Annotated in this window: 25 protein-coding genes; 14 read left to right on the top strand and 11 right to left on the bottom strand. The window is 60.7% G+C overall.

The window, feature by feature from the left end:
- The first annotated feature begins 30 nt into the window (after nt 1-30).
- Nucleotides 31-624 (top strand): hypothetical protein, encoded by a 594-nt coding sequence (locus CAY35_RS00665; protein WP_109302892.1) that lies wholly within the window; start codon nt 31-33, stop codon nt 622-624.
- A 53-nt stretch (nt 625-677) separates the two neighbouring features.
- Nucleotides 678-2,060 (top strand): alpha/beta fold hydrolase, encoded by a 1,383-nt coding sequence (locus tag CAY35_RS00660; RefSeq protein WP_109302891.1) that lies wholly within the window; start codon nt 678-680, stop codon nt 2,058-2,060.
- On the opposite strand, the gene CAY35_RS00655 is transcribed toward CAY35_RS00660, so the two are convergent.
- The gene (locus CAY35_RS00655) at nt 2,057-3,514 is read right to left on the bottom strand and encodes a glutamyl-tRNA reductase (protein WP_181377428.1); all 1,458 of its coding nucleotides are present in this window, start codon (nt 3,512-3,514) and stop codon (nt 2,057-2,059) included. The genes CAY35_RS00660 and CAY35_RS00655 overlap by 4 nt on opposite strands.
- 110 nt (nt 3,515-3,624) lie before the next feature.
- On the opposite strand from CAY35_RS00655, the gene hemE reads away from it, so the two are divergent.
- The 8 genes from hemE (at nt 3,625) to hemL (ending at nt 12,394) form a co-directional block, all read left to right on the top strand.
- Complete coding sequence (gene hemE / locus CAY35_RS00650) at nt 3,625-4,713, top strand: uroporphyrinogen decarboxylase (protein ID WP_109302889.1); 1,089 nt, start codon at nt 3,625-3,627, stop codon at nt 4,711-4,713.
- Nucleotides 4,714-4,786: 73 nt separating this feature from the next.
- Nucleotides 4,787-6,241, top strand: coding sequence for a protoporphyrinogen/coproporphyrinogen oxidase (locus CAY35_RS00645; protein ID WP_109302888.1), 1,455 nt, complete (start codon nt 4,787-4,789; stop codon nt 6,239-6,241).
- Between the two features lie 96 nt (nt 6,242-6,337).
- On the top strand, nt 6,338-7,036 hold the full coding sequence (gene hemQ, locus CAY35_RS00640) for a hydrogen peroxide-dependent heme synthase (RefSeq protein WP_109302887.1): 699 nt from the start codon (nt 6,338-6,340) through the stop codon (nt 7,034-7,036).
- Between the two features lie 26 nt (nt 7,037-7,062).
- Nucleotides 7,063-8,262 carry a ferrochelatase gene (locus tag CAY35_RS00635; RefSeq protein WP_109303058.1) on the top strand — a complete coding sequence of 400 codons (1,200 nt, stop codon included), beginning with the start codon at nt 7,063-7,065 and terminating at the stop codon, nt 8,260-8,262.
- 15 nt (nt 8,263-8,277) lie between these two features.
- Entirely contained in the window at nt 8,278-9,177 is a 900-nt protein-coding gene (gene hemC / locus CAY35_RS00630; RefSeq protein WP_109303057.1) for a hydroxymethylbilane synthase, read from the top strand.
- Nucleotides 9,178-9,258: 81 nt separating this feature from the next.
- Complete coding sequence (locus CAY35_RS00625) at nt 9,259-10,020, top strand: uroporphyrinogen-III synthase (RefSeq protein WP_109302886.1); 762 nt, start codon at nt 9,259-9,261, stop codon at nt 10,018-10,020.
- Nucleotides 10,021-10,061: 41 nt separating this feature from the next.
- Nucleotides 10,062-11,075 (top strand): porphobilinogen synthase, encoded by a 1,014-nt coding sequence (hemB, locus tag CAY35_RS00620; protein WP_109302885.1) that lies wholly within the window; start codon nt 10,062-10,064, stop codon nt 11,073-11,075.
- Between the two features lie 17 nt (nt 11,076-11,092).
- Nucleotides 11,093-12,394, top strand: coding sequence for a glutamate-1-semialdehyde 2,1-aminomutase (gene hemL / locus CAY35_RS00615; RefSeq protein ID WP_109303056.1), 1,302 nt, complete (start codon nt 11,093-11,095; stop codon nt 12,392-12,394).
- 134 nt (nt 12,395-12,528) lie between these two features.
- Here the strand turns inward: hemL and CAY35_RS00610 are convergent, their stop codons facing one another.
- The 3 genes from CAY35_RS00610 to coaE form a co-directional block, all read right to left on the bottom strand.
- The gene (locus CAY35_RS00610; protein ID WP_109303055.1) at nt 12,529-13,602 is read right to left on the bottom strand and encodes a TerC family protein; all 1,074 of its coding nucleotides are present in this window, start codon (nt 13,600-13,602) and stop codon (nt 12,529-12,531) included.
- A 173-nt stretch (nt 13,603-13,775) separates the two neighbouring features.
- Nucleotides 13,776-15,866, bottom strand: a complete 2,091-nt coding sequence (uvrB, locus tag CAY35_RS00605; RefSeq protein WP_109302884.1) for an excinuclease ABC subunit UvrB — start codon at nt 15,864-15,866, stop codon at nt 13,776-13,778.
- A gap of 9 nt (nt 15,867-15,875) precedes the next feature.
- Nucleotides 15,876-16,523 (bottom strand): dephospho-CoA kinase, encoded by a 648-nt coding sequence (gene coaE, locus CAY35_RS00600; protein ID WP_258265558.1) that lies wholly within the window; start codon nt 16,521-16,523, stop codon nt 15,876-15,878.
- A gap of 87 nt (nt 16,524-16,610) precedes the next feature.
- Between coaE and CAY35_RS00595 the strand changes: the two genes are divergently transcribed.
- On the top strand, nt 16,611-17,303 hold the full coding sequence (locus CAY35_RS00595) for an IMPACT family protein (RefSeq protein WP_109302882.1): 693 nt from the start codon (nt 16,611-16,613) through the stop codon (nt 17,301-17,303).
- Nucleotides 17,300-18,583 carry a class I SAM-dependent methyltransferase gene (locus tag CAY35_RS00590; RefSeq protein ID WP_258265582.1) on the top strand — a complete coding sequence of 428 codons (1,284 nt, stop codon included), beginning with the start codon at nt 17,300-17,302 and terminating at the stop codon, nt 18,581-18,583. The genes CAY35_RS00595 and CAY35_RS00590 overlap by 4 nt, the downstream gene beginning before the upstream one ends.
- 101 nt (nt 18,584-18,684) lie before the next feature.
- Here CAY35_RS00590 and CAY35_RS00585 read toward each other — a convergent pair whose 3' ends face one another.
- The 7 genes from CAY35_RS00585 to CAY35_RS00555 all read right to left on the bottom strand — a co-directional run bounded on the left by CAY35_RS00585 (nt 18,685) and on the right by CAY35_RS00555 (nt 22,942).
- Nucleotides 18,685-19,140: a hypothetical protein gene (locus CAY35_RS00585; protein ID WP_109302880.1), complete on the bottom strand. Its 456-nt coding sequence runs from the start codon at nt 19,138-19,140 to the stop codon at nt 18,685-18,687.
- A 47-nt stretch (nt 19,141-19,187) separates the two neighbouring features.
- Nucleotides 19,188-19,967, bottom strand: coding sequence for a hypothetical protein (locus tag CAY35_RS00580; protein WP_109302879.1), 780 nt, complete (start codon nt 19,965-19,967; stop codon nt 19,188-19,190).
- Entirely contained in the window at nt 19,955-20,284 is a 330-nt protein-coding gene (locus tag CAY35_RS00575; RefSeq protein ID WP_146191886.1) for a hypothetical protein, read from the bottom strand. The genes CAY35_RS00580 and CAY35_RS00575 overlap by 13 nt, the downstream gene beginning before the upstream one ends.
- Nucleotides 20,285-20,533: 249 nt before the next feature.
- A complete protein-coding gene (locus tag CAY35_RS00570; RefSeq protein WP_146191885.1) occupies nt 20,534-21,814 on the bottom strand; it encodes a hypothetical protein in 1,281 nt (426 codons plus the stop codon).
- Complete coding sequence (locus CAY35_RS00565) at nt 21,815-22,144, bottom strand: DUF6507 family protein (RefSeq protein WP_109302876.1); 330 nt, start codon at nt 22,142-22,144, stop codon at nt 21,815-21,817. It abuts the gene before it with no gap.
- Nucleotides 22,145-22,191: 47 nt separating this feature from the next.
- A complete protein-coding gene (locus CAY35_RS00560; RefSeq protein ID WP_109302875.1) occupies nt 22,192-22,497 on the bottom strand; it encodes a pore-forming ESAT-6 family protein in 306 nt (101 codons plus the stop codon).
- Between the two features lie 109 nt (nt 22,498-22,606).
- Entirely contained in the window at nt 22,607-22,942 is a 336-nt protein-coding gene (locus CAY35_RS00555; protein WP_101630064.1) for a hypothetical protein, read from the bottom strand.
- Nucleotides 22,943-23,288: 346 nt separating this feature from the next.
- Here CAY35_RS00555 and CAY35_RS00550 point away from each other — a divergent pair, with 346 nt between their 5' ends.
- Together CAY35_RS00550 and CAY35_RS00545 are read left to right on the top strand one after the other, a co-directional pair.
- Nucleotides 23,289-23,576: a hypothetical protein gene (locus tag CAY35_RS00550; RefSeq protein WP_181377426.1), complete on the top strand. Its 288-nt coding sequence runs from the start codon at nt 23,289-23,291 to the stop codon at nt 23,574-23,576.
- The gene (locus CAY35_RS00545) at nt 23,570-24,889 is read left to right on the top strand and encodes an EsaB/YukD family protein (protein ID WP_109302874.1); all 1,320 of its coding nucleotides are present in this window, start codon (nt 23,570-23,572) and stop codon (nt 24,887-24,889) included. Before CAY35_RS00550 ends, CAY35_RS00545 begins: the two co-directional genes overlap by 7 nt.
- Nucleotides 24,890-24,916: the final 27 nt, after the last annotated feature.

Below are 24,916 nucleotides of genomic sequence, written 5' to 3'. Positions count from 1 at the left end.
GAAACACAAATTAGCGATAGAATGGTTTACATGTCACGACTTTCCACTCGCATTGTTCGCGCAGCTGCGCTCTTGGCGCCTGCATCGTTGGTAGTTGCTTCCCTGGCAGGTTGTGCGCCTAAGCACCCAACGACTCTCGATTCCCCTACCCCAGAGTCCTCCCAGTTCCACATGCAAGACGGCTCTGTTGAAGGTGAAAACACCAAGGCTGAGTCCACCACCGAGGCTTCCTCGCAGGATGGTACCTCGACGAAGGCTTCCAGTGTTTCTGTGCTTGGTTTCTCTGAGTCCACTCAGCTGGGCGTCAAGTCTCTGACCGTGAACGGCAACACTTGGAAGACCAAGCTCGGTAGCTTCGTCCTGACCCCTGAGGGTGACGGCGCTGGCATGCTCGTGGGCATGGGCCAGTGCTCCAGCGGTGTTTACAAGGTCGCTACGAACGGCAGCGATGTGACGCTGACGGAATCGCATAGCACCATGAGCGACTGCGAACCTGCTGATCAGGAGCCATCCGACAACATGAGCGAGTTCCTGACCTCCGGCGCACTGCGCGTTTCCGAGACCGCTGACGGTGTCGAGCTGACCAATGGTCAGGACAGCATCGTCCTTCAGAAGCTCAACTAAGGCTCGGTCACTCTGAGTGACGCTTCTTTTGAAGATCTAAGGTCAGTACTCAATTGACTTCTTTGACTGTTCGCCCCGCCAAGCTACTCCGCCGCGATGATGCGGATGCATGGCGGGGCTCTGTCGTATCCTCAGTTCTTTACGAAGTGCCACTCGTGCACGGCGTGGCAACGGAGCCGGCGTCTGCTGATTCCGGTGCCGCTACCGTGACGGTGCGGGCGCGCGAAGTTCGCTCAACCGATGAGGATGCCGACAAGCGCCCTTGGCTCGTCTATCTTCAGGGCGGCCCCGGTTTCGAGGCCCTTCGGCCGGCGAACCCTTCGTCGGGTTGGCTCGGCGAACTCCTTCCACACTTCCGGGTGCTGTTGCTCGACCAGCGAGGCACCGGCGGCTCTTCGCCTATCAGCGCCGCGACCTTGTCTGCAATCGGCTCCGGCGAGCCGGAGAGCCAGAAGATCGCGCAGCAGATCAAGTTCTTGTCTCACTTCCGCGCGACCGACATCGTTGCGGACGCCGAAGCCATCCGGCTGGCTATGGGTGTTGATTCGTGGTTCACGCTCGGCCAGTCCTACGGCGGCTTCATCACGATGAGCTATCTCAGCTTCGCGCCCGATGCGCTGGCCGGCTCGATGATTACAGGCGGGCTTGGCCTCATTGAAGGCGACCCCAAGCGGGTCTACGACCACACCTACGCACGTACCGCGGAGCGTCAGGCAGAGGTGTTCGCCGCGTGGCCGCACGCCAAGCAACAGTTGAGCGATCTGTACACCGAGGTACGCTGCGCCCGGGCTGCGGGACAACCGTACCGATTGGCCAACGGACACGTCGTGACTGAGCTGACGGTTCAACGCCTCGGGATGCTTTTGGGCGGTAACTCGCGCGTGCAGCAGTTGCGTTTCGGGCTCGAAGACGCGCTCACGCAGGGTACCGGATCCGATCGGACCCTCTCCCCTGTCATGCTTTCGCTTCTGGGCTCGCAAGTGGATCACGCGCGCAACCCGATCTATTGGCTGTTCCAGGAAGCGATCTACACGTCGGGGCCAGCAACCCGGTGGGCGGCGTCGCGTTCGCAACACGAAACTCATCCGCAGACCCTGCCGGATACCGATATTCCGCAGCTCATCGGTGAAGCCGCGCTGCCCGAGGATTTCGCGCAAGACCCGGCATTGCAACCCCTCGAACAACTTGCACACGCGCTACACGAATACGACGAGTGGACTCCGCTCTATGACTACGATCAGCTAGCCAACAATTCAGTGCCTGTCGCGGCAGCCGTCTACACGCCTGATATCTATGTGGTCCGCGAGCTCTCGCTCGAAACCGCATCAAATATCCGCGGCATCAACGTGTGGGAATCAGCCGATCATCACCACGATGGCCTCTCCGACAACCCAGCAACGGTCCTCGGGGCGTTGCGGGAGCGCATCGGCCGCTAGCGCTTTTCCTTGAGCTCTTCCTCGATGACGCTCGCGGTCTCTTCGTAATCCACAAACGCTTCACGGATTTCAGACAACGGCATCGCTTGCGCTGGACCGTTATGGTCCCCTTCCGAAACCTCGCGTAGCGTCTGGCGTGCTTCGATCGAAACCGGGTCGTTAGGGACCTGTCCACCCTGCTCGAGGTCAACACCAAACAGCGTGTGGACCGCGGACATGAACTTCTGGCCCTCGCCTTCCTTTGCGAGCTCCTGGGCGCGCATCATCGGGGAATGCAAGAGGCGCTTATAGACGCGCCCCAAAGCGCGTTCAACAACCTTGACGGTTTCCTCGTCGTGATTGTTGCGCACGCCCTCGATCTCGCGCTCAATCTCAGAGCGCACCGAACGGCGAAGAGCCGAAACAGCTGGGTCCAGACGGCGGATCTGCTGGCGCAGCTCGAAGCGGCCCACGCCCGCGTCGATCATGTCTTGAGCACGCTCGATCTCTTCTTGATCGGAAGCGTCAGCCGAAATATCCTTGAGCCCCAGAACACGCACGCCCGGAATCGAACGCACGCCTTCTTCCAGGTCGGAAGTCAGCGACATGTCAAGAATCACGAGCTCACCGAGCTTCGCCGATGCGTGCTCAGCGTTGTACAGCTCCCTGAGCTGCATCGCGTCGCGAACATCCTGCGTCAAAATCTGCGCAGTACCGCGGCCCGAGCACGCAACAACAAGCGATGACGCCGCCAGAGCCGCAGGCATTTCGTCAGTGGCCAACGGGTGGGCGTTGTGGGTCGTCGCGAAGTTCTTGGCGCGGCCAGAACCTGACAAAACATCCAAGCGGGCTACACCACGGCGGTTCAGATCCGAGGCAGCGATGCGGGCCATCGCGCCCGTACCCACCACGATCACGCGCGCCCCAGTGAGCGAACCTGTCGTCGGCTCAGCCTGATCGATCGCAACCGTAACGGACGAGCGGCCAGCGGCACCGATCGTCGTGCGGTGGCTAATGTTCTTCGCGGTACGCAACGCGCCCTGGAACAAGTCGTTGAGCATCGACGTCGTGCGGCCCTCGGCCAGCGCCTCGGAGAAGCTCGCACGCACCTGGCCGTTGATCTCGCCCTCGCCAACCACCTGAGAGTTCAAGCCAGCAGCGACAGTGAACATGTGTTGCGCAGACAAAGACCCGGCGTCAGCAACCAAGAGCTCTTCAACCTCGCTTTGAGCGAGCCCAGAAGCCTCCGATACTGCCTGAGCGACGAGCTCCACAGCGTCGTGGAAGAGATCCGCATCGAGGTAGATCTCAAGGCGGTTACACGTAGACATCGAGACCCACCCGGACAGCGGTTGCTCCGAGTGAGCCTGGTTAAGACGGTCGATGATGGCGTCGAGCTGGTCAGCCCCTCGCGTAACACGTTCGAGGGCGTCCAGCCCCAAGCGATCATGAGTTGCGCGAAGGGCGATAAGCATGATTGCCATTCTAGTCCGCGACGCGAACGATGACCGGCAAGCGGCTGGCATATGAACACCAGGTGTCGTTCAGAATCCTCCCAGGTTGGGAATGAGATAATGAAGGCACAATGACAACTGTGACTTTGCCTTCATCTCACCCTTTGCACCGCACGACCGCTGAAGGCGGTACCGCGGATGCCCCGCTCATCAAGCGTTTACGCGGCGAAAGCACGGATGCCGCACCTAGCGTATGGTTCATGCGCCAAGCTGGCCGTTCGCTTCCTGAATACAAAGAAGTCCGCGCCGGCACCGACATGCTCGAGTCTTGCCTCATCCCAGACATGGTGGCAGAAATCACATGCCAGCCAGTGCGCCGACACAAGGTTGATGCCGGGATTTTCTTCTCCGACATCATGACGCCGCTCAAGATCGCCGGACTCGGTGTAGAGATTGAGCCTGGTGTCGGCCCAGTACTTGACTCGCCTATCGCTTCCGAAGCCGATATCGACGCCCTGTCCGCGCTCGATGACGTGTACCAAGAAGGCCTCGAATGCATCCGCGAAGCGGTTCGCCTCACGGTCGACGAGCTCGGCACCACCCCACTCATCGGTTTCGCCGGCGCACCGTTCACGGTTGCTTCCTACATGATCGAAGGCCGCCCATCGCGTGATCACCTCAAGACCCGCGCACTCATGACCGCCGAGCCACGCTTGTGGGCCAAGCTCGCTGAGTGGGTCGCCCACGCATCGGGCCTCTTCATGCGCGCCCAGGTTGAGGCCGGCGCTTCATCGGTCCAGTTGTTTGATTCGTGGGCCGGTTCACTCTCTGAAGCGACCTACCGCGAGCACGCCCAGCCGTTCAGCAAGATCGCGATGCAGCACGTAGCAGACCTCGGAACCCCACGCACGCACTTCGCACTTGGTTCCGGGCACATGCTCAAAGCGATCGAAGAGGTCGACGCGACCGCGGTGGGCCTTGACCACCGCATGACCATCCCTTCCGCGCTCGCACAGCTCAAGCCGACCACGGCAGTCCAGGGCAACATCGACCCGGCCGTCCTGTTCTCTACGGAAGAGGTCCGCTTCGCTGAAGCCCGCCGCGTCGTGGATGAAGGCCGCAAGGCTCCGGGCCACGTCGTCAACCTCGGCCACGGCGTCCCACCGACGACCGAGGCGCAGCTTCTGACGGATCTGGTTTCCTACATCCACGAACTCTGACCACACTGAACTCTGACCGCACTGCACTCTGACACCAACCACTGAAGTCCTAAAGACCAGAAGTCCAAAAACCATGAGCTGTGACTACGTCGTGATCGGTGGGGGCCCGTCCGGGCTCCTGCACGCGCTGGCCGCCGCAGACGCCGGGCGCACCGTAACCGTCCTGGAGGCGGCCGATCATGCAGGCGGAGCCGTGTCCGACATCATGCTGGATGGCGTACGCCTCAACGGCGGCGCCGAATCCTACGCGATCGGGACCGGCGCGATGGTGGAATGGATCGAGGCCCTCGGGCTGAGCGATCAGGTTGCGAGTCCGAAAGGCAACGCATCCTGGATCCACTCGAATCACGGTCCGTTCCCGATCCCCGGGACCTCGCTGTGGGGAATCCCCACCGAGCCGCTCAACGACGACGTCAAGCGGGCCGTGGGCCGGTGGGGTGCGCTCCGCGCATGGGTCGACGCCCTGCTTCCTGGAAGCTACGGCGCTGAGCCGGGCATCTCGACGTACGACTACGTGTCGAAACGCATGGGGAAACGCGTCGCCGACCGCCTGCTGGTTCCGCTCATCACGGGTGTGCATTCGGCTGATCCGCGCACGCTTGAACTTGAGGCGCTCGTGCCTGGGCTGATCGACAGCGTCAAGCAATACGGAAGCCTCCGCCGAGGTGCTCGCGCGGTCCTGGACAAGCGCCGGGCAGCGAACCAGTCAGCTAAGACGGCCGGCGCGGCCGTCGGAGCGACCGTTCCGACGATGTCGACGCTGATCGATGGTCTCGTAGATGCGTTGAAGCAACGCGGCGGCACTCTTGAAACTGGCGTGCGCGTGCGCTCGATCCACCGGGATGATAGCGGCCGTGTTGATAGCGGCCGTGATGGTCGCGGCGGATGGACCGTGCTTGCAGACGGTGGTCGTAGCTTCGACGCCGCGGCCCTAGCTGTTGCGACCGATCCTGACACCGCCAGGAACCTGCTGGCTGAGCCTGCGCCAGAGGTGGCCGAACACATCCCTGAGGCTCCGGCCTCCCCCGTGCGGCTTGTCGCGATGAGCGTCGTGAGCCCCAAGCTGGCCAGAAACCCGCGTGGCAACGGTGTGCTCGTTCCGCCGGATACCCGCGGTGTTCGGGCCAAGGCGATGACACATCTTTCAGCCAAGTGGGAGCACATCGAGCGTGAGGCCGCCAAGGTCACTGACCGCGCGTTCGTGCGGCTCAGCTACTCGTCAGCCGACGGCGAGCTCCCTGACCCGGCCCTGTTCCCAGAGCAGGCTGTCCAGGACCTCGCAGCGATGACGGGAGTCGACGCCACGGAGATCGAGGTGCGCGACTGGCTCGTCCAAGACTGGCCCGTAACCCAACGTCGCCGGCTGCCAGGCCATGCGGAATCCCTCGCCGCACTCAGCATCGCGCTGAGTGAAGACCCAACGCTTGAACTCACCGGATCGTGGCGAGCAGGAACAGGACTGGATGCGATCGCACGCTTCGCTAAGACAACCCACGTCCCGCCGGCGCCCACCAACAGCACACCCTGAACCAACGACACACCCTGAACCAACACCACCAACCGATAGGCTTAAAACAAACACCAATCCGCGGCCTCATGGCCCGTCTGTGATGGAGAGATAACTATGAGCAAAACTGACATTGCAACAACGCAGGTGAAGTACTGTTCTTACAACGTTTATCAGAAGCTCGTTGGCTTGAGCGACGCTAACTTGGACGTTGACCGCGTCGTCGCAGACATCGAGGCCACCATCAAGTCGATCGAGGCTCGCGGCGTTGAAGTACGCGGCCTCTACAACGTCTCCGGCTTCCGCGCCGAAGACGACATCATGATCTGGCTGACCGGCGAAGACCCAGAGCAGATGCAGAAGGCCATCCGCGAGTTCGAAAACTCTGAGGCCGCCGCTGGTCTTGACCGCGTCTGGCAGGCGATGGGCGTCCACCAGATCGCTGAGTTCGCACGCGCACATATGCCGTCGTTCATGGATCCAGACGTCGAACCACGCAAGTGGATCACCGTCTACCCATTCACCCGCTCCTACGAGTGGTACATCCTCGAAGAAGAAGAGCGTTCCCGCATGCTGCGCGAACACGGCATGCTCGGCCGCCAGTACCCGAACGTCAACGCCAACACCGTGGCCGCGTTCGCTTTGGGCGACTACGAGTGGCTGCTCTCCTTCGAAGCTGACGAGCTCACCGAGCTCGTCGACATGATGCGCACCCTGCGCTACAGCGACGCACGCCTCCACGTGCGCGATGAGCTGCCGTTCCACACCGGCCGCATGTTCGATGACATCAAGGAAATGGCGGGCGTACTCCTGTGACCACGGTTGATTTCTCCGACACCTCGATGCCATGCAACATCGACGAGGCCGAGCCGATCGACGCGATCCTCTTCGCTTCCTTCGGCGGCCCTGAGGGCCAAGACGACGTCATCCCGTTCCTGAAGAACGTGGTGCACGGCCGCGGCATCCCAGACGAGCGCCTCGAAGAGGTTGCTGTTCATTACCGTTCGATGGGCGGCAAGTCGCCCATCAATGACCAAAACAAGGCGATGATCGCTGCCCTCGAAACCGAGCTGGCTCGTCGCGGCATCGACCTGCCGATCTACTGGGGTAACCGCAACTGGGAACCGTACATGGCCGACACCGTCAAGCAGATCCACGCTGACGGCCACCGTACGGCCTTGGGCATCGTGACCTCCGCTTACTCTTCGTACTCGTCGTGCCGTCAGTACCGCGAGGACTTCGGTATCGCGTTGGACGCGACAGGCCTTGAAGATGAGCTGGATATCCGCAAGGCTCGCGTGTTCTTCAACCACCCTGGTTTCCTGGATCCGGTTGCCGCACACATCCGCGAAGCCCTCGAGAAGTTCCGCGCAGAGGGCCACAAGGACGAGCAGATCGAGATCCTGTTCACGACCCACTCGATCCCGAACACGATGGCCGAAACCTCAGGCCCGCGTGCAACCTGGGAAGAGGGCTCGGGCGGCTGGTACGAAAAGCAGCACATCGCGGCCGCCGAGTACGTCATGGAGTCGGTGGGCAACCTCCCGTGGCAGTTGGTGTACCAGTCGCGTTCGGGCCCGGAGTTCATTCCGTGGCTTGAGCCTGATGTCAACGATGTGATCGCTGAGCTTCCTGGTAAGCGCACCGCGGTCATGGTGGTTCCGATCGGTTTCGTGACCGACCACATGGAGGTCGTGTGGGATCTCGATACCGAGGCGAAGGAATCCGCTGAAGAGGCGGGCCTCGCGTTCGTTCGTATCCCTACCGCCGGCGAGTCCCCTGAGTTCATCGCAGCGCTCGCTGACCTGGTTCAGGAGCGCCTTGACCCGACGTTCCCACGCAAGTGCGTCACGAGCTTCGGCCCGACGTTCGATGTGTGTGGCGCGGGTTGCTGCCCGAACCAGCGCGCGATCCAGCCGACGACGTCCGCCGTCGATTCGGATGCGGATGTCGCTAACGCTGGCGAGCAGAGCGAGCTCGCGGTCATGATCGCTGAGCGTAAGGCTCAGCGTGAGAGCCAACGTCAACAGGCTGGTGAATGATTCTTGGGTGAACTGATGCGCATCGGTACGCGTGCTTCGAAGCTCGCGCTGACGCAGGCCGGGTGGGCGGCCGAGTTGACGGTCGGTAAGGACCGTTTCGAGCTCGTCCACGTCACGACGAAGGGCGATACGGACCGCCGCCACCTTTCTCAGATCGGTGGCACAGGCGTGTTCGTGAACGCTGTGCGTGAGGCCTTGCTGGGCAAAGAGGTCGATGCGGTGGTCCACTCTCTCAAGGACCTTCCGACGACCCCTGAGCACGGCATTGCTCTGGCATGCATCCCGCAGCGCGAGGATGTCACGGATGCGCTGTGCAGCCGTGACGGGATGACGCTGGCTGACCTTCCAGCCGGCGCATCCGTGGGGACTGGCTCCCCGCGTCGTGCGGCTCAGCTGCGTGCTATGCGTCCTGACCTTCAGGTTGTGCCGATCCGCGGCAATGTTGACACGCGTTTGGCCAAGGTCACCGACGGTGAGCTCGACGGCGTCGTTTTGGCGACCGCTGGACTGAACCGTTTGGGTCTCGAGGAGCACATCAGCGAGCGTTTCGATCCGAAGCACTTCCTCCCGGCTCCTGCGCAGGGTGCGTTGGCGATCGAGATCCGTTCCGAAGACGTCGAGGGCACGTGGTACGGCGAGGCTTTGACGTCCGCTGACCACGCGGACACCCGCGCAGCGGTCATGGCTGAACGTTCGCTTCTGCGCACGCTCGAGGCCGGCTGCTCGGCTCCCGTGGGTGCGTACGCGACGGTTGAGGACGGCGTCCTCACGTTGCGTGGCGGCGCGTTCGCGACCGACGGTTCGCAGACTTGGGTCGACCATGTTGAAGGCCCAGCGAGCGACGCGGTAGAGCTCGGCGCTGTGCTGGCTCAGCAGCTGCTCGATGCCGGTGCTGGCACGGTCTTGAAGGAATAACTGCTGTGCTCAACGTATAGCTCGCGCGCGGCAGTCCATGCAGTGCGGATATAGCGAATAAATCGATGATGGGATAGGTGCGTGTCAGACAGGCTCCGGGTTACAGCTCCGAAGGTATTGGTCCCGCGGCCTGCTGGCCGCGCGGCTCGGTTGTCTTCGGCGCTCGAAGACGCCGGATTTGAGCCATGTGCCTATCCCTTCATCGATTTCTCATTCGCCGGCTCCGATGCGATCTCGGCTTTCAACGAGCGGCTGAGCCGCGGCGGCGACGCACATCTCGTGGTGACGTCGAAGACCACGGTCCAAGCGCTCGGTTCAGCCGGCGCGTTCGCGCCGCATCCGAGCGTTTCCGTGGTTGCGGTGGGCCATACCACCGCCGCAGCACTCGAAGATGCCGGCGTTCCCGTTGACCACGTCGCTGAAGGTTCAGGCGAAGCCCTCGTCGCATCGTTCCCCCACTATGTCGAGGGGCCGCGTTCGATCGCGTATCCGGTTTCAGCGCAAGCCGGGCCTACCGTCAAGGATGGACTCACGAACCTCGGTTGGGACGTCGACCGCTTCGACGCCTACGCACCGGTTCCAGCGCCGCTTCCTGCGGAGCTGCCGGCCCGCATCCAAGAAGGCGAGTTCCATGCCCTTCTTCTCACCAGCCCGCACATCGCTGATCTGATACTCGCGCATCGGCCGCCGGAAACAACCAAGCTCATCGCAATCGGAAAGCCCACCGCGCAACGCATCGAAGAGCGTGGATACGCCGTCGCCGCGCAGGCCGAGCACCCCTACCCCGCCGACCTCGTCACAGCACTGCGCACGGTCTCACCAACACACACCACTCAAGCCTGACCACTAATTAGTCTTAACCATCATCGAAGGAGCATCTGTTCATGGCGTTCCCACATCATCGCCCTCGCCGTCTGCGTACAACAGCGGCGGTGCGTGCTCTCGTGCGCGAGAACACGCTTCGTCCCGCCGATTTTGTTCTCCCGGTTTTCATCCGTGAAGGCGCGACTGAGCCGCGCCCGATCACCTCGATGCCTGGCGTGGTCCAGCATTCGATGGATTCCCTCAAACGCACGGCTCACGACGTCGTGAAGGCTGGCCTCGGCGGCATCATGCTCTTCGGTGTTCCAGAAACCAAAGACGCGGTAGGCAGCGCGGGCGTGGATCCGAACGGGATCCTCAACGTGGCTTTGCGCGAGGTCCGCAAGGAGGTCGGAGATGACACGGTTGTCATGAGCGACCTGTGCCTTGACGAGTTCACCGATCACGGCCACTGCGGCGTGCTCACCACGGACGGCGACTCCCCTGCCACGGTTGATAACGATGCGACGCTTGCGATCTACGCGGACATGGCGGTTGCGCAGGCCGAGGCTGGCGCGCACATGCTGGGGCCTTCCGGAATGATGGACGGCCAGATCGGTGTGATCCGTGAGGCTCTCGATGAGAAGGGCTACCAGGACACGAGCATCTTCGCGTACACCGCTAAGTACGCTTCGGCTTTCTACGGACCGTTCCGCGAAGCCGTGAACTCTTCCCTCGAAGGCGACCGCCGCACGTACCAGCAGGACCCTGCTAACTTGCGTGAATCGCTGTGGGAGCTCGAGCAGGACATCGCTGAAGGCGCGGACATGGTCATGGTCAAGCCTGGCCTGCCGTATCTTGATGTTTTGCGTGCGGTAGCTGAGGCCTCCCCTATCCCGGTGGGCGCCTACCAGGTTTCTGGTGAGTACTCGATGATCGAGGCCGCCGCCGCTCAAGGCTGGTTGGACCGCGAACGCACCATGTTGGAATCTTTGTTGTCGTTCAAACGTGCAGGTGCCGACACCCTGCTGACCTATTACGCACTGGAGGCCGCTGAACTTTTGGCTTCCGGCCGAGCACCGAAGGAGTTCCTGTGACCACTCAACACCGTAATCTGACCCACAGTGCTGAAGTTTTCGAGCGCGCCCAGAAGGTTATTCCGGGTGGCGTGAACTCGCCGGTGCGAGCATTCGGCTCGGTTGGTGGCACTCCCCCGTACCTCGTTGCGGGTAAGGGTGCGCACGTGACCGATGCGGACGGCAACGAGTACGTGGACCTGGTGGGCTCGTGGGGTCCCATGATTCTGGGCCACGCCCACCCTGACGTGATCGATGCTGTGAAGTCGGCCGCCGATCATTCACTGTCTTTCGGTGCCTCGCACGAAGGCGAGGTTGAGCTCGCTGAGCTCGTGACCTCGATGATCGCTCCGCTTGAGCAGATGCGCATGGTCAACTCGGGCACCGAGGCTACGATGTCTGCGATCCGCTTGGCTCGCGGCTTCACTGGTCGCGATGTGATCGTGAAGTTCGCTGGCTGCTATCACGGCCACGTCGATTCCCTGCTGGCTGAGGCCGGCTCGGGGCTTGCGACCTTCGCACTTCCAGGTTCGGCTGGCGTAACCGAGGGGACCGCGAAAGACACGGTCGTGCTGCCGTATAACGACCGTGAGGCCGTACGCGAGCTGTTCGCAGCCCGCGGTTCGGAGATCGCCGCGATCATCACGGAAGCCGCACCGTGCAACACCGGCGTTCTGACCCCGGGCACTGAAGACGGCATCGGCTTCAACCGTTTCCTTGCAGAGACCGCCCACGCGGCCGGCGCGCTGTTGATCTCCGATGAGGTTCTGACTGGTTTCCGCGCCTCCGCAACCGGCTACTACGGCGTGGACGGCGAAGGCTGGGCTCCAGACCTCATGACGTTCGGCAAGGTCATTGGCGGCGGTATGCCAGTAGGTGCATTCGGTGGACGCAAGGAGATCATGGATCTTCTGGCTCCGAACGGCCCGGTCTATCAGGCCGGTACGCTCTCGGGTAACCCGCTCGCTACCGCGGCGGGCCTCACCACGTTGCGCGCCCTCGATGCCGATGTTCACGCCGCTGTTGCACGCGCATCGGAAGCCATCCAGGCGGGTGTGCGCGAAGCACTCACGGCCGCCGGAGTTCCTCACGCAATCAACAACGCTGGCACCTTGTTCTCGGTCTTCTTCCGCGACGGTGAAGTCACCAACCACGAACAGGCTAAGCAACAGAACGTCGAGGCGTTCGGCCGCTTCTTCCACTCGATGCTGGACTCCGGAATCTACTTACCGCCATCGGCGTACGAGGCCTGGTTCGTTTCCGCCCAGCATGACGACGCGATCGTGAACCGCATCCTCGAGGCCCTTCCAGCTGCCGCGAAGGCGGCCGCACAGGCCTAAGCGCTGCACGGCCCCAATAGGTCGGCATCAGACGCACCACAGCAGCACTAACAGCGACGGGGTGGTCATTCCAGTTGGAATGACCACCCCGTCGCTATGTATGGCCTTGTAGCCTCTATCCAAGCGGGCACTGTCTACTGTGCGCCTGGCTTACGCTTGCCGAGTTTCTTCTTCTCGGTTTGGGCTGCGGTACCAGCCTCTTTCGCGGCTGCTTCGGCAGCCTTCCGGCGAGCCTCGATGCGCTTCTCAGCGGCAGCTCGAGCCGCCGCCCAGTGCGCGACCTCGCGCCCCTTCGGCGAAACGAACGACCACACAACCGCGATCAGCAACGCGAGCACAATGAAGATCAGCGAGAACTCCGTCGTGATCTCCGGAACCGGAACAGGCTTGCCGCCGTTGATGAACGGCAGCTCGTTCTCGTGCAGTGCGTGCAGGATCAGCTTGATGCCGATGAACGCGAGGATCGCAGCGATACCGTGCGTCAGATAGATGACGCGGTCCAGCAAGCCACCCAGCAGGAAGTACAGCTGACGCAAACCCATGAGCGCGAAAACATTCGCCGTGAACACGATGAACGGCGACTGCGTGATGCCGTAGATCGCAGGGATCGAATCCAACGCGAACATCACGTCAGTGACGCCGAGCGCGAGAATGACGGCCGCCATCGGCGTCCACATCCGCTTACCGTTGACCGTGGTGCGCAGCTTGGAGCCGTCGTAGTGGTCGGCGAAGTTGAGTTTGGAGGTCAAACGCTTGACCAGGCCCGGCTGGTCTTCTTCGTCGTCCGAATGGTCCATGACCTGCTTGATCGCAGTCCACAGCAGGAACGCACCGAAGATGTAGAAGACCCAGACGAAGCGTTCGATCAGCACAGCACCAGCAAGGATGAACAGGCCGCGTGCAATCAGCGCGATCACGATACCGATCATGAGAGCCTTCTGCTGCAGTTCACGTGGAACCGCGAAGCTCGTCATGATGATGATAAACACGAACAAGTTATCGACGCTGAGCGAATATTCGGTGATCCAGCCCGCGAGGAACTGGAGCGCGTCAACCTGCCCCGCGAACGCCCACATGCACCCGAAGAACACGAGCGCGAGCGCAACGTAGATGCCAACCCAGATGCCGGCTTCCTTCATCGACGGCACGTGCGGGCGACGTCCGATCACGATGAGGTCGATCAGCAGGATCGCAACCAGCACGATCATCGAACCGATTTCGAACCACACAGGGATCGGTGTTGTAACACTCGCCGTCGATGCGCCCGCTGTCGGCACGCTCACGGCGAGCGCGGTCAGAGCAGATAAATTGACCACTTGGTCCTTCCCACATCACCGGTTGGTCCGGTGAATCCTATATTCCGTTTAATTTTACGGGAGGCTTATTCGGCCGACTTCATGGCGCGCAATTCCTTTTTCAGGTCGGCGACTTCATCGCGTAGGCGTGCTGCAAGTTCGAACTGGAGGTCGGCGGCTGCCGCGTGCATCTGCTCGGAGAGTTGCGCGATGAGCGTTGCGAGGTCTTCGCTTGGTGCGGCGATGGTGCCGCGCGCATCCGTCTTCTTGTCGTCTTGTAGTGCGTTGTAGCCGCGGTGGCCGGCGCCGTAATCGAAGTTGCTGAGTAGTTCGTTGGTGTCAGCGTCTTCGCGAGCGAGCTGTTCGGTGATGTCCGCGATCTTCTTCTTGAGCGGTGCCGGGGTGATCCCGTGTTTCTCATTGTGCGCTATCTGGATTTCGCGGCGGCGTTCGGTCTCTTCGATTGCTTGTTTCATCGAGTCGGTCATGGTGTCGGCGTACATGTGTACTTCGCCGTTGACGTTACGTGCGGCACGGCCGATGGTCTGGATGAGCGAGGTTGTGGAGCGCAGGAAGCCTTCCTTGTCTGCGTCCAGGATCGCGACGAGCGAAACCTCGGGGAGGTCGAGGCCCTCACGGAGCAGGTTGATGCCGACGAGCACATCGAAGGTACCCATGCGTAGCTCGGTGAGTAGCTCGACGCGGCGTAGGGTGTCGACGTCTGAGTGGAGATATTCGACTTTGACCCCGTTTTCGGCGAGGTAGTCGGTGAGGTCTTCGGCCATCCGCTTGGTCAGCGTCGTCACGAGTACGCGTTCATTGCGGGCAACGCGTTCGTTAATCTCACCCAGGAGGTCATCGATCTGGCCCTTGGTTGGTTTGACCGTGATCTTCGGGTCAACCAAGCCGGTTGGGCGAATGATCTGTTCGACGTAGCCGTCAGCCTGGGACAGCTCATACTTACCTGGCGTTGCGGACAAGTAGACGGTCTGGCCGATGCGTTCGAGGAACTCGTCCCACTTGAGGGGGCGGTTATCCATTGCTGAAGGCAGGCGGAAGCCGTGCTCAACGAGGGTCCGCTTGCGGGACATGTCACCTTCGTACATTCCGCCGATCTGCGGGACAGTCACGTGGGACTCGTCGATGATGAGCAGGAAGTCGTCCGGGAAGTAATCCAGCAAGCAGTGCGGCGCGGAACCGGCTTCACGGCCGTCGATGTGGCGTGAATAGTTCTCGATGCCGTTGCAGAAGCCCATCTGCTGCATCATTTCGAGGTCGTAGGTCGTGCGCATCCGCAAACGCTGAGCTTCAACAAGCTTGTTTTGGCTCTCTAGCTCTTGCAGACGCTCACGCAGCTCGTCCTCGATGGTTCCGATCGCCTGGTGCATGCGGTCATCGCCGGCCACATAGTGAGAGGCCGGGAAGATGTACATTTCGTTTTCGTCGCGCACCACATCGCCCGTGATCGGGTTCAGGGTCTGGATCGATTCGATCTCATCCCCAAAGAATTCGACGCGCACCGCGAGCTCTTCGTACATCGGGATGATCTCAACCGTATCTCCGCGTACGCGGAACGTTCCGCGGTGGAAGTCCACGTCGTTGCGGGTGTACTGCATCTGCACGAACTGGCGCAACATCTGGTCGCGGTCCAGCTCCTGGCCGACCTTGAGGGTCACCATCTGCTTGATGTATTCCTCAGGCGTACCGAGGCCGTAGATACAGGAGACGGTGGATACGACGACGCAGTCGCGGCGGGTCAGCAGCGCGTTGGTTGCGGAGTGACGCAGCCGTTCGACTTCCTCGTTGATCGAGGAGTCCTTCTCGATGAACGTATCGGTCTGCGGCACGTACGCTTCAGGCTGGTAGTAGTCGTAGTACGAGACGAAGTATTCGACCGCATTATTCGGTAGCAGGTGCCGTAGCTCGTTTGCGAGCTGCGCGGCAAGCGTCTTGTTCTGCACCAAGACAAGGGTTGGTCGTTGCACCGCTTCGATGAGCCATGCGGCGGTCGCTGACTTACCGGTACCGGTAGCACCGAGTAGGACGACGTCCTTCTCCCCGCCTTCGATACGCTGCTTGAGCTCCGCGATCGCTTGCGGCTGATCCCCTGCGGGCTCGAATTCGGAAACCACCTCGAACGGGTGGACGACACGATCAATTTTCTGCGCCAACGACATGCGTTAAGCCTAGTCGGTACCCCTGCCGCTATCAGCGTCACGCGGCACCGCGAGAATCGTGGCGACCGCCGCATCGACCGCTTGATGCAGTTCATCCACCGAGCCGTGATTGACCAGCACATGCGTTGCAACTTCACGCCGCTGTTCATCCGTCGCCTGCGCCTTGATGCGGGCGTGGGCATCGTCCTCGTGCATCCCGCGGTCTTCGACCATGCGGCGCACCCGTTCCATAAGCGGAGCCTCGACCACCATCACGTGATCGAAGCGGCCCGCCTGCCCGCTTTCAACCAGCAGCGGGATGTCCTCGATGATCAGCTGCCCCGGCGTTGCAGAGTCAGCGATCCGCTGCGCTTCTTCCCGCACCATCGGGTGGATGATCGCATTCAGGCGCGCCCGGGCACCCTCGTCGTTGAAGACCAAGGCACCGAGCCGCGCCCTATCCAGGGTGCCGTCCGCGGTCAGCATGTCGTTACCGAACTCCGCGACGATCGCCGCCAGCCCACGACCTCCCGGCTCTTGTAGCTTGCGCACGATCGCGTCCGCATCGATGATGAGTGCGCCGTGCTCCTCAGCGAGCCGCCGCGCAACGGTCGACTTTCCTGCCGCGATCCCGCCTGTGAGCCCGATGCGCGGGTTGTTACTCGGCTGATCCGTCACGTTGCCTCCATGAGTGCTCAGTCCTGCTGGCTGGGTCCCGCTCGCTGGGTCCTTCATCCACTGTAGTTGGCATCTAGACTGGAAACGATGACTTCCTCCCCGATTGAGCTTGCTGACCCGCACGTGCGGGCCTCCTGCTTTACGCGTTTGGCGGCTGAACACGTGCACGAGATCGAGATTCAACGTTCCGTGTTCCGCACCGTCCTGGCTCCCGTGCGCACCGAAGACGACGCCCGCGCTGTGATCGAGGAGCAGCGCCGCGCGTTCCACGATGCCCGCCACCACTGCTCGGCGTTTGTTCTGGGCCCTGATCAGGGCACGCAGCGCTCTTCCGATGACGGTGAACCGGCCGGAACCGCGGGCATCCCCATGTTGACTGCGCTAGCTCAGCGTGAAACCTCCGATGAGCGCCGCGACCTCACGGACATCGTCGCGGTGGTCACGCGCTGGTTTGGTGGGATCCTGTTGGGTGCTGGCGGCTTGGTTCGCGCGTATTCGGACTCGGTTTCGCAGGCGCTGGATGGCGCGCGTTTCGAGACGTGGCACCGTCAGCGAGAACTCTTGGTCACGGTGGATATGGCACAGGCCGGGCGCGCCGAGCATGTGATGCGCGGCCTGGGGTACACGTTGTTGGACACGACATATTCGGCCACCGGATGTTGCATCACGATCGCTGTCACGGATTCGGAGGACGGCATCGGCGGTGCGCGGGCCGCGTTGCAGACGGCCTTCGCCGGCGAGGCCGAAATCGCCGAAGGACGGGCGGTGTGGGCGCAATGACACGGAATCGAGGCACAGCGACCGGTGTTCAGGGCTCAGCAGCCGGTAGCGGCGCACAGCAGGTTCCTGCGAGTTGGGGTTCGTTGCGGCGGTGGCCGGACATCGAGTCCCCCGAATTACGTGCGTGGGATGCGACCGATCAGCTTCTCTTGGAACACGCCCTGGCCCAGGTAGAGGCCGAAGGTCTGACTGGGGACCGCATCTTGGTCCTGGGCGATCGCTATGGCGCGCTGACCCTGGGCCTTATCGAGGCCGGGGTGCGTGGGGTTGTCACGGTTCAGGATTCGGTCGCTTTGCTTACTGCGCTGAAGGCCAACGCCACGGACCTCAACATTGATGGCTTCTCTGCCTTCACGTCACTAGATGAGGTGGCCGAGGCGGCCGCGACCCCCGATGGCGGGTTCCGGTTGGTTTTATGGCAGTTGCCGCGATCTGTTGCCGAGGTTGAGTACTGGGCTGTTGCGTTGCGCGAGCTCTTGGCGGATGGCGCGACGGTGTGGGCCGGTGGCCGCGACAAGCACATGACCCCGGCGATGAACAAGCCTCTTGAGCATTGGTTAGGTCCGGTTCAGCCGCAGCGTGGGCGCAAGAAGTCGCGTGTCTTGAAGGTTTCGGTTGAGGCTCGTCAGATGGATGCCGATGCGGCTCGGAAGGTCTTGTCCCCTCAGCCGCGCAGTGTCCTGGTTGCGGGTAGCAAGGTTACGCTCCACGGGGATGCCAGGCTGTTTGGGCAGAACCGCCTCGATCCTGGCACGGCGTTCATGCTCGAAGCGATCTCGGATCACGACATCGATCCCGAGCCCGGCCAGGAGGTTGTGGACCTCGGTTGCGGTAACGGGACCATTGCAGTGTGGGCTGCGCGTCGCTGGCCGGATGCTCACGTTGAGGCCACGGACGATTCCGCTGCCGCCGTTGCGGCGACCCTCAGGAGCGCGGACTCCTCTGGTGTCGCTGGCCAGGTGCGGGCGGTCGCGTCTGACGCGGGTGAGCACTTATTGCCGGCGGACGATGAGAGGCCTCCCGATGCGGGGCGTCCTGATAAGCCGTACTCGCCTCGTCTTGTTTTGGTGAATCCACCGTTCCACCAGGGTGCTGTGGTGGAACGTGCTATTGGCGAGAAGTTGTTGTTTGCGGCTCGTGAGATCGCGGGCCGAGGCGGCCGCATCATCGCTGTGTGGAATTCTCACTTGCGGTACCGGGCGTTTCTGCGCGAGAACATCGGGCAGACTCGGCAGCTGGGCCGTGATGCGACGTTCACGGTGACGGAAACCCGGGTCTAGGGTTCCCCGGCCAGTTCAGGAGCCGGCTCCCAACGACATTTCGAGTTAAACGTTGTGGGCGCCCAGGTTTTCACCTGAGCGCCCACGATACTGAGCGGATATCAACTCATGTTTGAGGTCATCTCCCGACGTTCCTCACGTTTCACAGCCTCTCGTTTCGCAGCCTCTCGTTTCTGTTTACGTTCTGCACGTCGTGCCCGGGACTTCGCTCGCTCTTGTTTACGTTTCTTCACGACCCATTTCGGGGTAAAGGGGTAAGGAAGCGGAATACCCATAGCGCCGAGAAACCCGATGCCGCCGGTGATGAAGACCAACAGCAACGGAAGCTCGTAGAGCCAGAACGCGATGGTCTCTGGAATGTTAATCTGGGCGAACAGTCCGAGGGCTGAGGCCGAACCTATGATCAGAGAACCATAGGGAAACACGTAGAGACTCGAGATGCTCCACACGTCTTGATACCACGTGTCAGATTGCGGCTTACGCACATCCTTGACGTAGATGATCCAGTACACGATCGTGGCAATGACTATTGCGGAGAAGAGAAGCGTATCTCCCATAGTCCGTTACCGCCGTCCCCTAATCTTGGATCCCTAGTCTTGAATCTCTAGCCTTGCTCCTGCCACGAAGCGATGAGCTCTTCAGGCGGAAGCAGGCTCACGGCCTGCGCGAGAACATACCAGCCCGGCGCAGGCTCAAGCTGATGTTCTTTGCGCATCATGTGACGTTCCGTGTTGTACAGAAGGTAGCCGTGCGGAGTGTCCAGGTAGACGAGGCTATGGGTCTCGTTCCGGGAACCCGCTGGCCATTCCACAACGATGGAAATCGCCTCAAACTGTCCATCCACAAGGTCTTGAGCCATCTCTGGTTGAACATGGCTCACCGATTCAGCGAGTCTCCTCGCGGATGCTCCTCTGTCTGCTGCGGAGAGATCCGGCGACATGACATTCATGATGTCCTTCTGCTGGATGACTCCGTAGCCCGGCTCATATTCGCGAGGGAAATCGCGCCGGCCCAAAACCATGCCGTCAATCAGGAAGGTGAAACGGCTATCGAGCTCGGCAGCGACCATCGTTACGGTGCTTTCCGTCTGGTTGTCACCTGCAACGACGATGCCTTCGGGGCCGATCCAGAGGTAAACCCTGTTCTCGGTACCGTCTGGACGCAGCCTTTCGATGAGCGCGAAGCTCCGATAGGTCGTGTAGACGTGCCAAAACAGTGTGTACTGTGATGGCGCTTTTCCGTCGTCAAGTACACGCTCATCGGCGACATCATGGATCGTGGGGCCTTCGCCTTCGAAAGTCCCGCTGACCAGTTCACTGAACTGGTGGCGAGGCAACACGATCGCTAGCTGCTGTTCTTCTTGACTCGTATCTACACTGTCCATTCGAAATCCTTCGACCAGAGCCATGCCGGTTGCGCCCACTCTTGGTAGAACGCGGTTGGGAACGTCACTGCAAAGCTGATCTCGATGCCGCTGCGCACAGCGTGCCATTGGTACAGCATGAGTGGCGTACCTTCGTCATTGCGGTATGAAGCGACCCGCAGGAGTGCTGGCGTGTCTTCGTCCCCCAAGGTGTCCCACCCGAGATGGATGTTCCGGTATTCGGTTAGCTGTTCTGCCAAACCGGCATCGGTTGCGAGGATTTCCTTGTAGTAGTCTTCCTCGGTCTCGTGCCGGTTGTCGTACGACCTCTGGATCACTACAACATTGGGATGGAAGCGTCCGCCCCATGCTGTCGTGTCCTGGTAAATGAACATTCCTTTATCACTTCCAGACGTGTCCACGTCCCAACTGTCGGGAATGGACAGCCTGAATTGTGCGTCAGGATGTTCAGAGATCGTGACCCCAGACTCTGGGTTGCTCATGAGTTTCGTTGTCCTTCTCATCGGCGTCGCATTGTCGCGAGCTTTGTTGGTTTAGGCTAACGAGCCGCGCTCAGCCTCACTAGCTCAGTGGGCCACATACTCAGCCCCCTGGATGATTTTGTCACCCACCCATCCGCCGGCTTTGCCACCTACGACACCGCCGATGAGGCCACCTGCCACTGCGCCGACGGCGGTACCAACTGGTCCGACGAATGAACCCAGCGCGGCACCTGTAGCCGCGCCCGTCTTGGCGCCTGCCCAGCCACCTACAGTGGAGGTCGTCGCCCTGACACCTGCACGAGCAGCTTTCTCGCCGTTACCCATGCCTGGGTAGGTCTTAGAGTCCGCTTGCCAGCTAGAAACACTCGTCGTTACGAAACTAACTCCCGTTCCGACGCGCGAAATAGTCTTGCTTGCCTTGCTCAGACCGTCAATGAACGGCTTGTCAACCGCGTTCAACGCAACCCGGTTGCTTGCACCGTCGAGCTTCAACAGAGAACGACCGGCGAAGGCCTTGACCCCTTCTTTGAAGGTGGTCGGTTTCGCCATCGGATTCCAGCTTTGCGGAGTGGCACCATGTTGCCACCCGCTGAACTTGTGGATCAAGGCCAGGCCGACACCTCCCTTATCGGCGAGATACTGGAACGTCGTCGGCAGTTTCCACGCAGTATCGCCGCTGGCCAAGGTCGTCCAGCGTCCCGACATCAGGAAGCCCTGGGCGGTGTACTTCCACTTGTCCATAAACAGCAGGCTCGCTTGAAGCAATACGCCAGGCGCGCCATCGAAGCTGTTGTTGCGCGCAGCCTTGTCCCACAGAGTTTTGAAGAAGCTACCGACGACCTTGCCGCCAGCCTCATTGGCTTTCGCAAGGTCGACCCCGTCAGCCATCGATGCCGAATGCCCGGCAACCGAGATACCAAGCAGCTGGCCCTGGCACGCGTTCTGCGCGCTGTCCTTATCTTGAGCTAGTTGTTGGCAGTCGGACTCGATCTCTTTACGGAGCCGTTCTTTCTCCATCTGAGCGTCAACATCGTCAGGAGGTGGATTCATGGCGTCGTACTGCGCGATCTTACTCAGAATCCGTTCACGCTGCTGATTCAAGGTATTCAAAGCCGACGCATACGAATCCAACGCCGATTTCACACGTTGCGTGGCTTCATCGATCTGCACGCTCGTCATCGTGGGAGTTTCCATCGCGGTGACGACCTGCCCGGATTCCGGCGCAATGTATTGCCCGCCGATGGGGCTCCACCGACCCTGAACGCTGTTCATCGCTCCTACGATGGCCTCGCCGGCCGACCGGATATCCGAACCTGCGGCGCTCGCCGAACTACTCTGATCGAGATCTACAACATCGAAGCTCACTCAGCTCACCCCCGGCATATCGGGTTTGGTTGGAGCCACACACACATTGGCGTCCATCTGCTGGTCGCCCTGCAAGTACGCGCTGAGCGCGATGCTCGTGCTGCTGGTTGCTGTGTTGACCCGGTTGATGACCGAATCCGAGGCAGGCTCGAGTGCTCCCCTAAAAACAGCCGCCAGAGCATTCGTCACGACTGGCGAATGCGGCAGAGCACCACCCGCCGACACGAACGCATTCGAGAGTTCGATCATTGCAGCCGTTAGCTCTTCAGCTGCGCCGTTCGTCGCAGAAACGGTCCCCGTGGCGTCTGCATGATGAATGGAATAGAACATAGTCACAACCTTCCGGAACAGAATGTTCGGGCCCTTCCGGGCCTCTGTTAGCCGATGTTTGCGACTGCGTTGCGTGCGCGGGACTGCGTGCTGACTGCAGTCTCGTCGTTGTTCGAAAGGGTCTGGCGAACCAAGTTGATGATGCTGCGGACCTCGTTGGAAGCGTTGTGCCAACGCTTCTCAACGTGCTGGTATTCAGCGTCCACGCCGTCCATCTGGAAGTCGGCCATAGCTTCAGCAACCTGAGCGTCACGCTCACCGATCAGGCTCTCAAGGCGGGAAATGATGCCCTGAATGTCACCCTGAACCTGACCAGAAACACCGGTGTCAAACGAAATACGATCCAAAGACATGATTGCTCCTAAAAGACTAAGTTGAAAAAACTTACTTGTGCGTAAAATAAGAATCAAATAAGAATCAGCAATGAATATGCTGCTGATCAAAGAATATGGCGCTGAAGACTTAGCGGGACGACGAGAAACGAGCGCCGTCAAAGTTTGCAGAGGACTCGTTGCGGGTCGAGTTGTCTGCAGTCTCCTGGTCGCCAGTCTGAGTAGCTACGTTCATCTCAGACTGACCCTGAGCAATCCTAGACAGGGAGGAGTTCAAGTCAGCAGCGATCTCGTCGGTGCGAGCCTTGAACTGGTCGAACTTTACGCGACCCTGACCGTTGAACTTGCCCTCGAGTGGAGCAACAGCATCAACGAGCTGGCGAACGAGGCCACCCAGGTCATCGTTGGATCCGGAGGTCTTCTGGTTCAGAGTTGCGAGGGTCTGCGATCCCATATCGAACTTCATTGGTATGTCCCTTCAAAAGCTTTTCAATTGATGCATTAGCCCGGGGACCCCGGCTTGTTACGCACACCAAGCCCCAGACCAACGCTCGTCACGCTACTCCCGTGAACTCTGAGATTGAACCCCCAAGAATTCCCATTCTTTAATCTGTTGAAGTTGAGTTAACCCGTTTTAGAACCGTGATTCCGGGCCGAACGAAATAGTTACTGTTTCGTATCTCACATTTGATAAACATTCGCGGAACCTTACGTCATTGACTCTTTCGGGCTCATTAACCCGCTTGTAACGTAGGTCACGCATAATCGGGCCGCTATCACTTTCCGCTCCTGTGAATGCGCTGAGGAGGCCCATGCAAAACCGTGACGAGCAGATCCTCGAATCAGTAGCTGTTCGTCGGCAGCGACTCAGCCTCGCGCTTCTTTACGGCAATGACCGTCGCCGCCGAACCTTCATGACCGGCATCAAACACGTCGTGATTGGCCTGATTATCGCCGCTCTCATTTGTGCCGGTTGCGTCGGCTTCTCTTTCATCTCAAGCCTGTTCAAAAAAGAAAGAGAGCGCATGAACCGCGCTATGACACCCGCCAACGAACCGATTGCTATCCAGCGCACCGTCGATGAGGTTGCTCCATGGTGAACACCGGATACCGCAGAATCACGGTCTTGGCAGCAGACCGCAACGTCGAAATGCTACTGCCCTCGGGTGTCAGCGTCGGGGAACTCATTCCGCAGATTCTCAAACACACCCACACCGGCATCAAAGCCGCGCCGCAAGAGCTCACATTGACGCCAGTTGGCGGAGGAAGCCTTGCGCTCCATGAAACGCTGGCAGACGCGCAGATCACCGATGGCTCCCTCATCAGATTGGACCGCCGCGACGAGATCGTCCGCTCCCCCGTCGTCTACGACCTCGCGGACACAAGCGCGGAACTCACAGCCGATCAGGCAAGCACCGTCCGATTTACCAAAGGCCGCTTGCTCAGCACGGTGCTGGTCCTGCTTCTGGCAGTTCCTCTCGCGTTGCATCTCTTACCGGCACCAAACAGTGACTCATTCCTTAATTGGGCCCTAGCCGCAGCGGCCTTGCCTCTCGTAGCGATGGCGGTCATCGACCATCGTTGGTGGGCTACCGACATTGAGCTCACCGCCATATCCGCAACGCTTCTAGCCCTCGCCCTTTTCTTAGCGGGGCCTGCCCTGTTCACCGGGTGGATGATCGCGAATGCATGGATCGCAGCAACCTTACTGGCGCTCGCACTCAACCACAGAGCCTGGAAAACCGCGTTACTGATCGGCTTAGCATCAGTCACGACAGCGGGCCTGTGGTACCTCGGTTTCACTCTGGATTTGAGCTTTCAGCACCTCGGCTTGTGGATGCTTACCCTCAGCGGCGTTCTGGTTGGTTTGATCCCGCGTATCGCTTTGATCCTCTCGGGACTCAGCCGCGTTGACGATGACCTCGCCGACGGTCAACGTCCGTACCGCAGCTCGGTTGCTTCGCGTGTCATGCGCGCTCACGCCGGTATGGCGGTCATGATGTGGCTCATTTGCTTCACGATGCTCACCGCCGTGTTCTTGCTCGGACCCACCGGACATAACCCGTGGATCACGTCGCTGGTCTTGATCACGATGGCGTTGGTGACTTTGCGGTCGCGTCACATGCCGCTGGTTTCAGAGAAGACGTGCATGCTGGGTGCCGCGGTGATCGGCGGGGTCTTCTGGGCCGGGTTGCCGTTCGTATCGATGCCTGAATGGATTATGCCTGGTGCACTTGGGCTTTTGTTGGTCCTCATTTTGACGCAACCGTTGTGGCGAATCCCGGCGCATGTCTCGGCGGGTCTACGTCTGGGTGCTCGCCGCATCGAAACCTTGCTCACACTGTCTATTTTCCCTGTTCTGGTGGGTGCGTTCGGCCTCTACGCGCGCCTGATCGAGACGTTCCAGGGGTAAACACCGGCCGGAAGGGTGGACTTCCTG

Origin of the sequence: Pseudoglutamicibacter cumminsii, from assembly GCF_003143995.1 — a bacterium.
Taxonomy (GTDB): Bacteria; Actinomycetota; Actinomycetes; order Actinomycetales; family Micrococcaceae; genus Pseudoglutamicibacter; species Pseudoglutamicibacter cumminsii_B.
The sequence above is the reverse complement of the archived record's forward strand: the minus strand, read 5'-3'. Positions and strand labels throughout refer to the sequence as shown.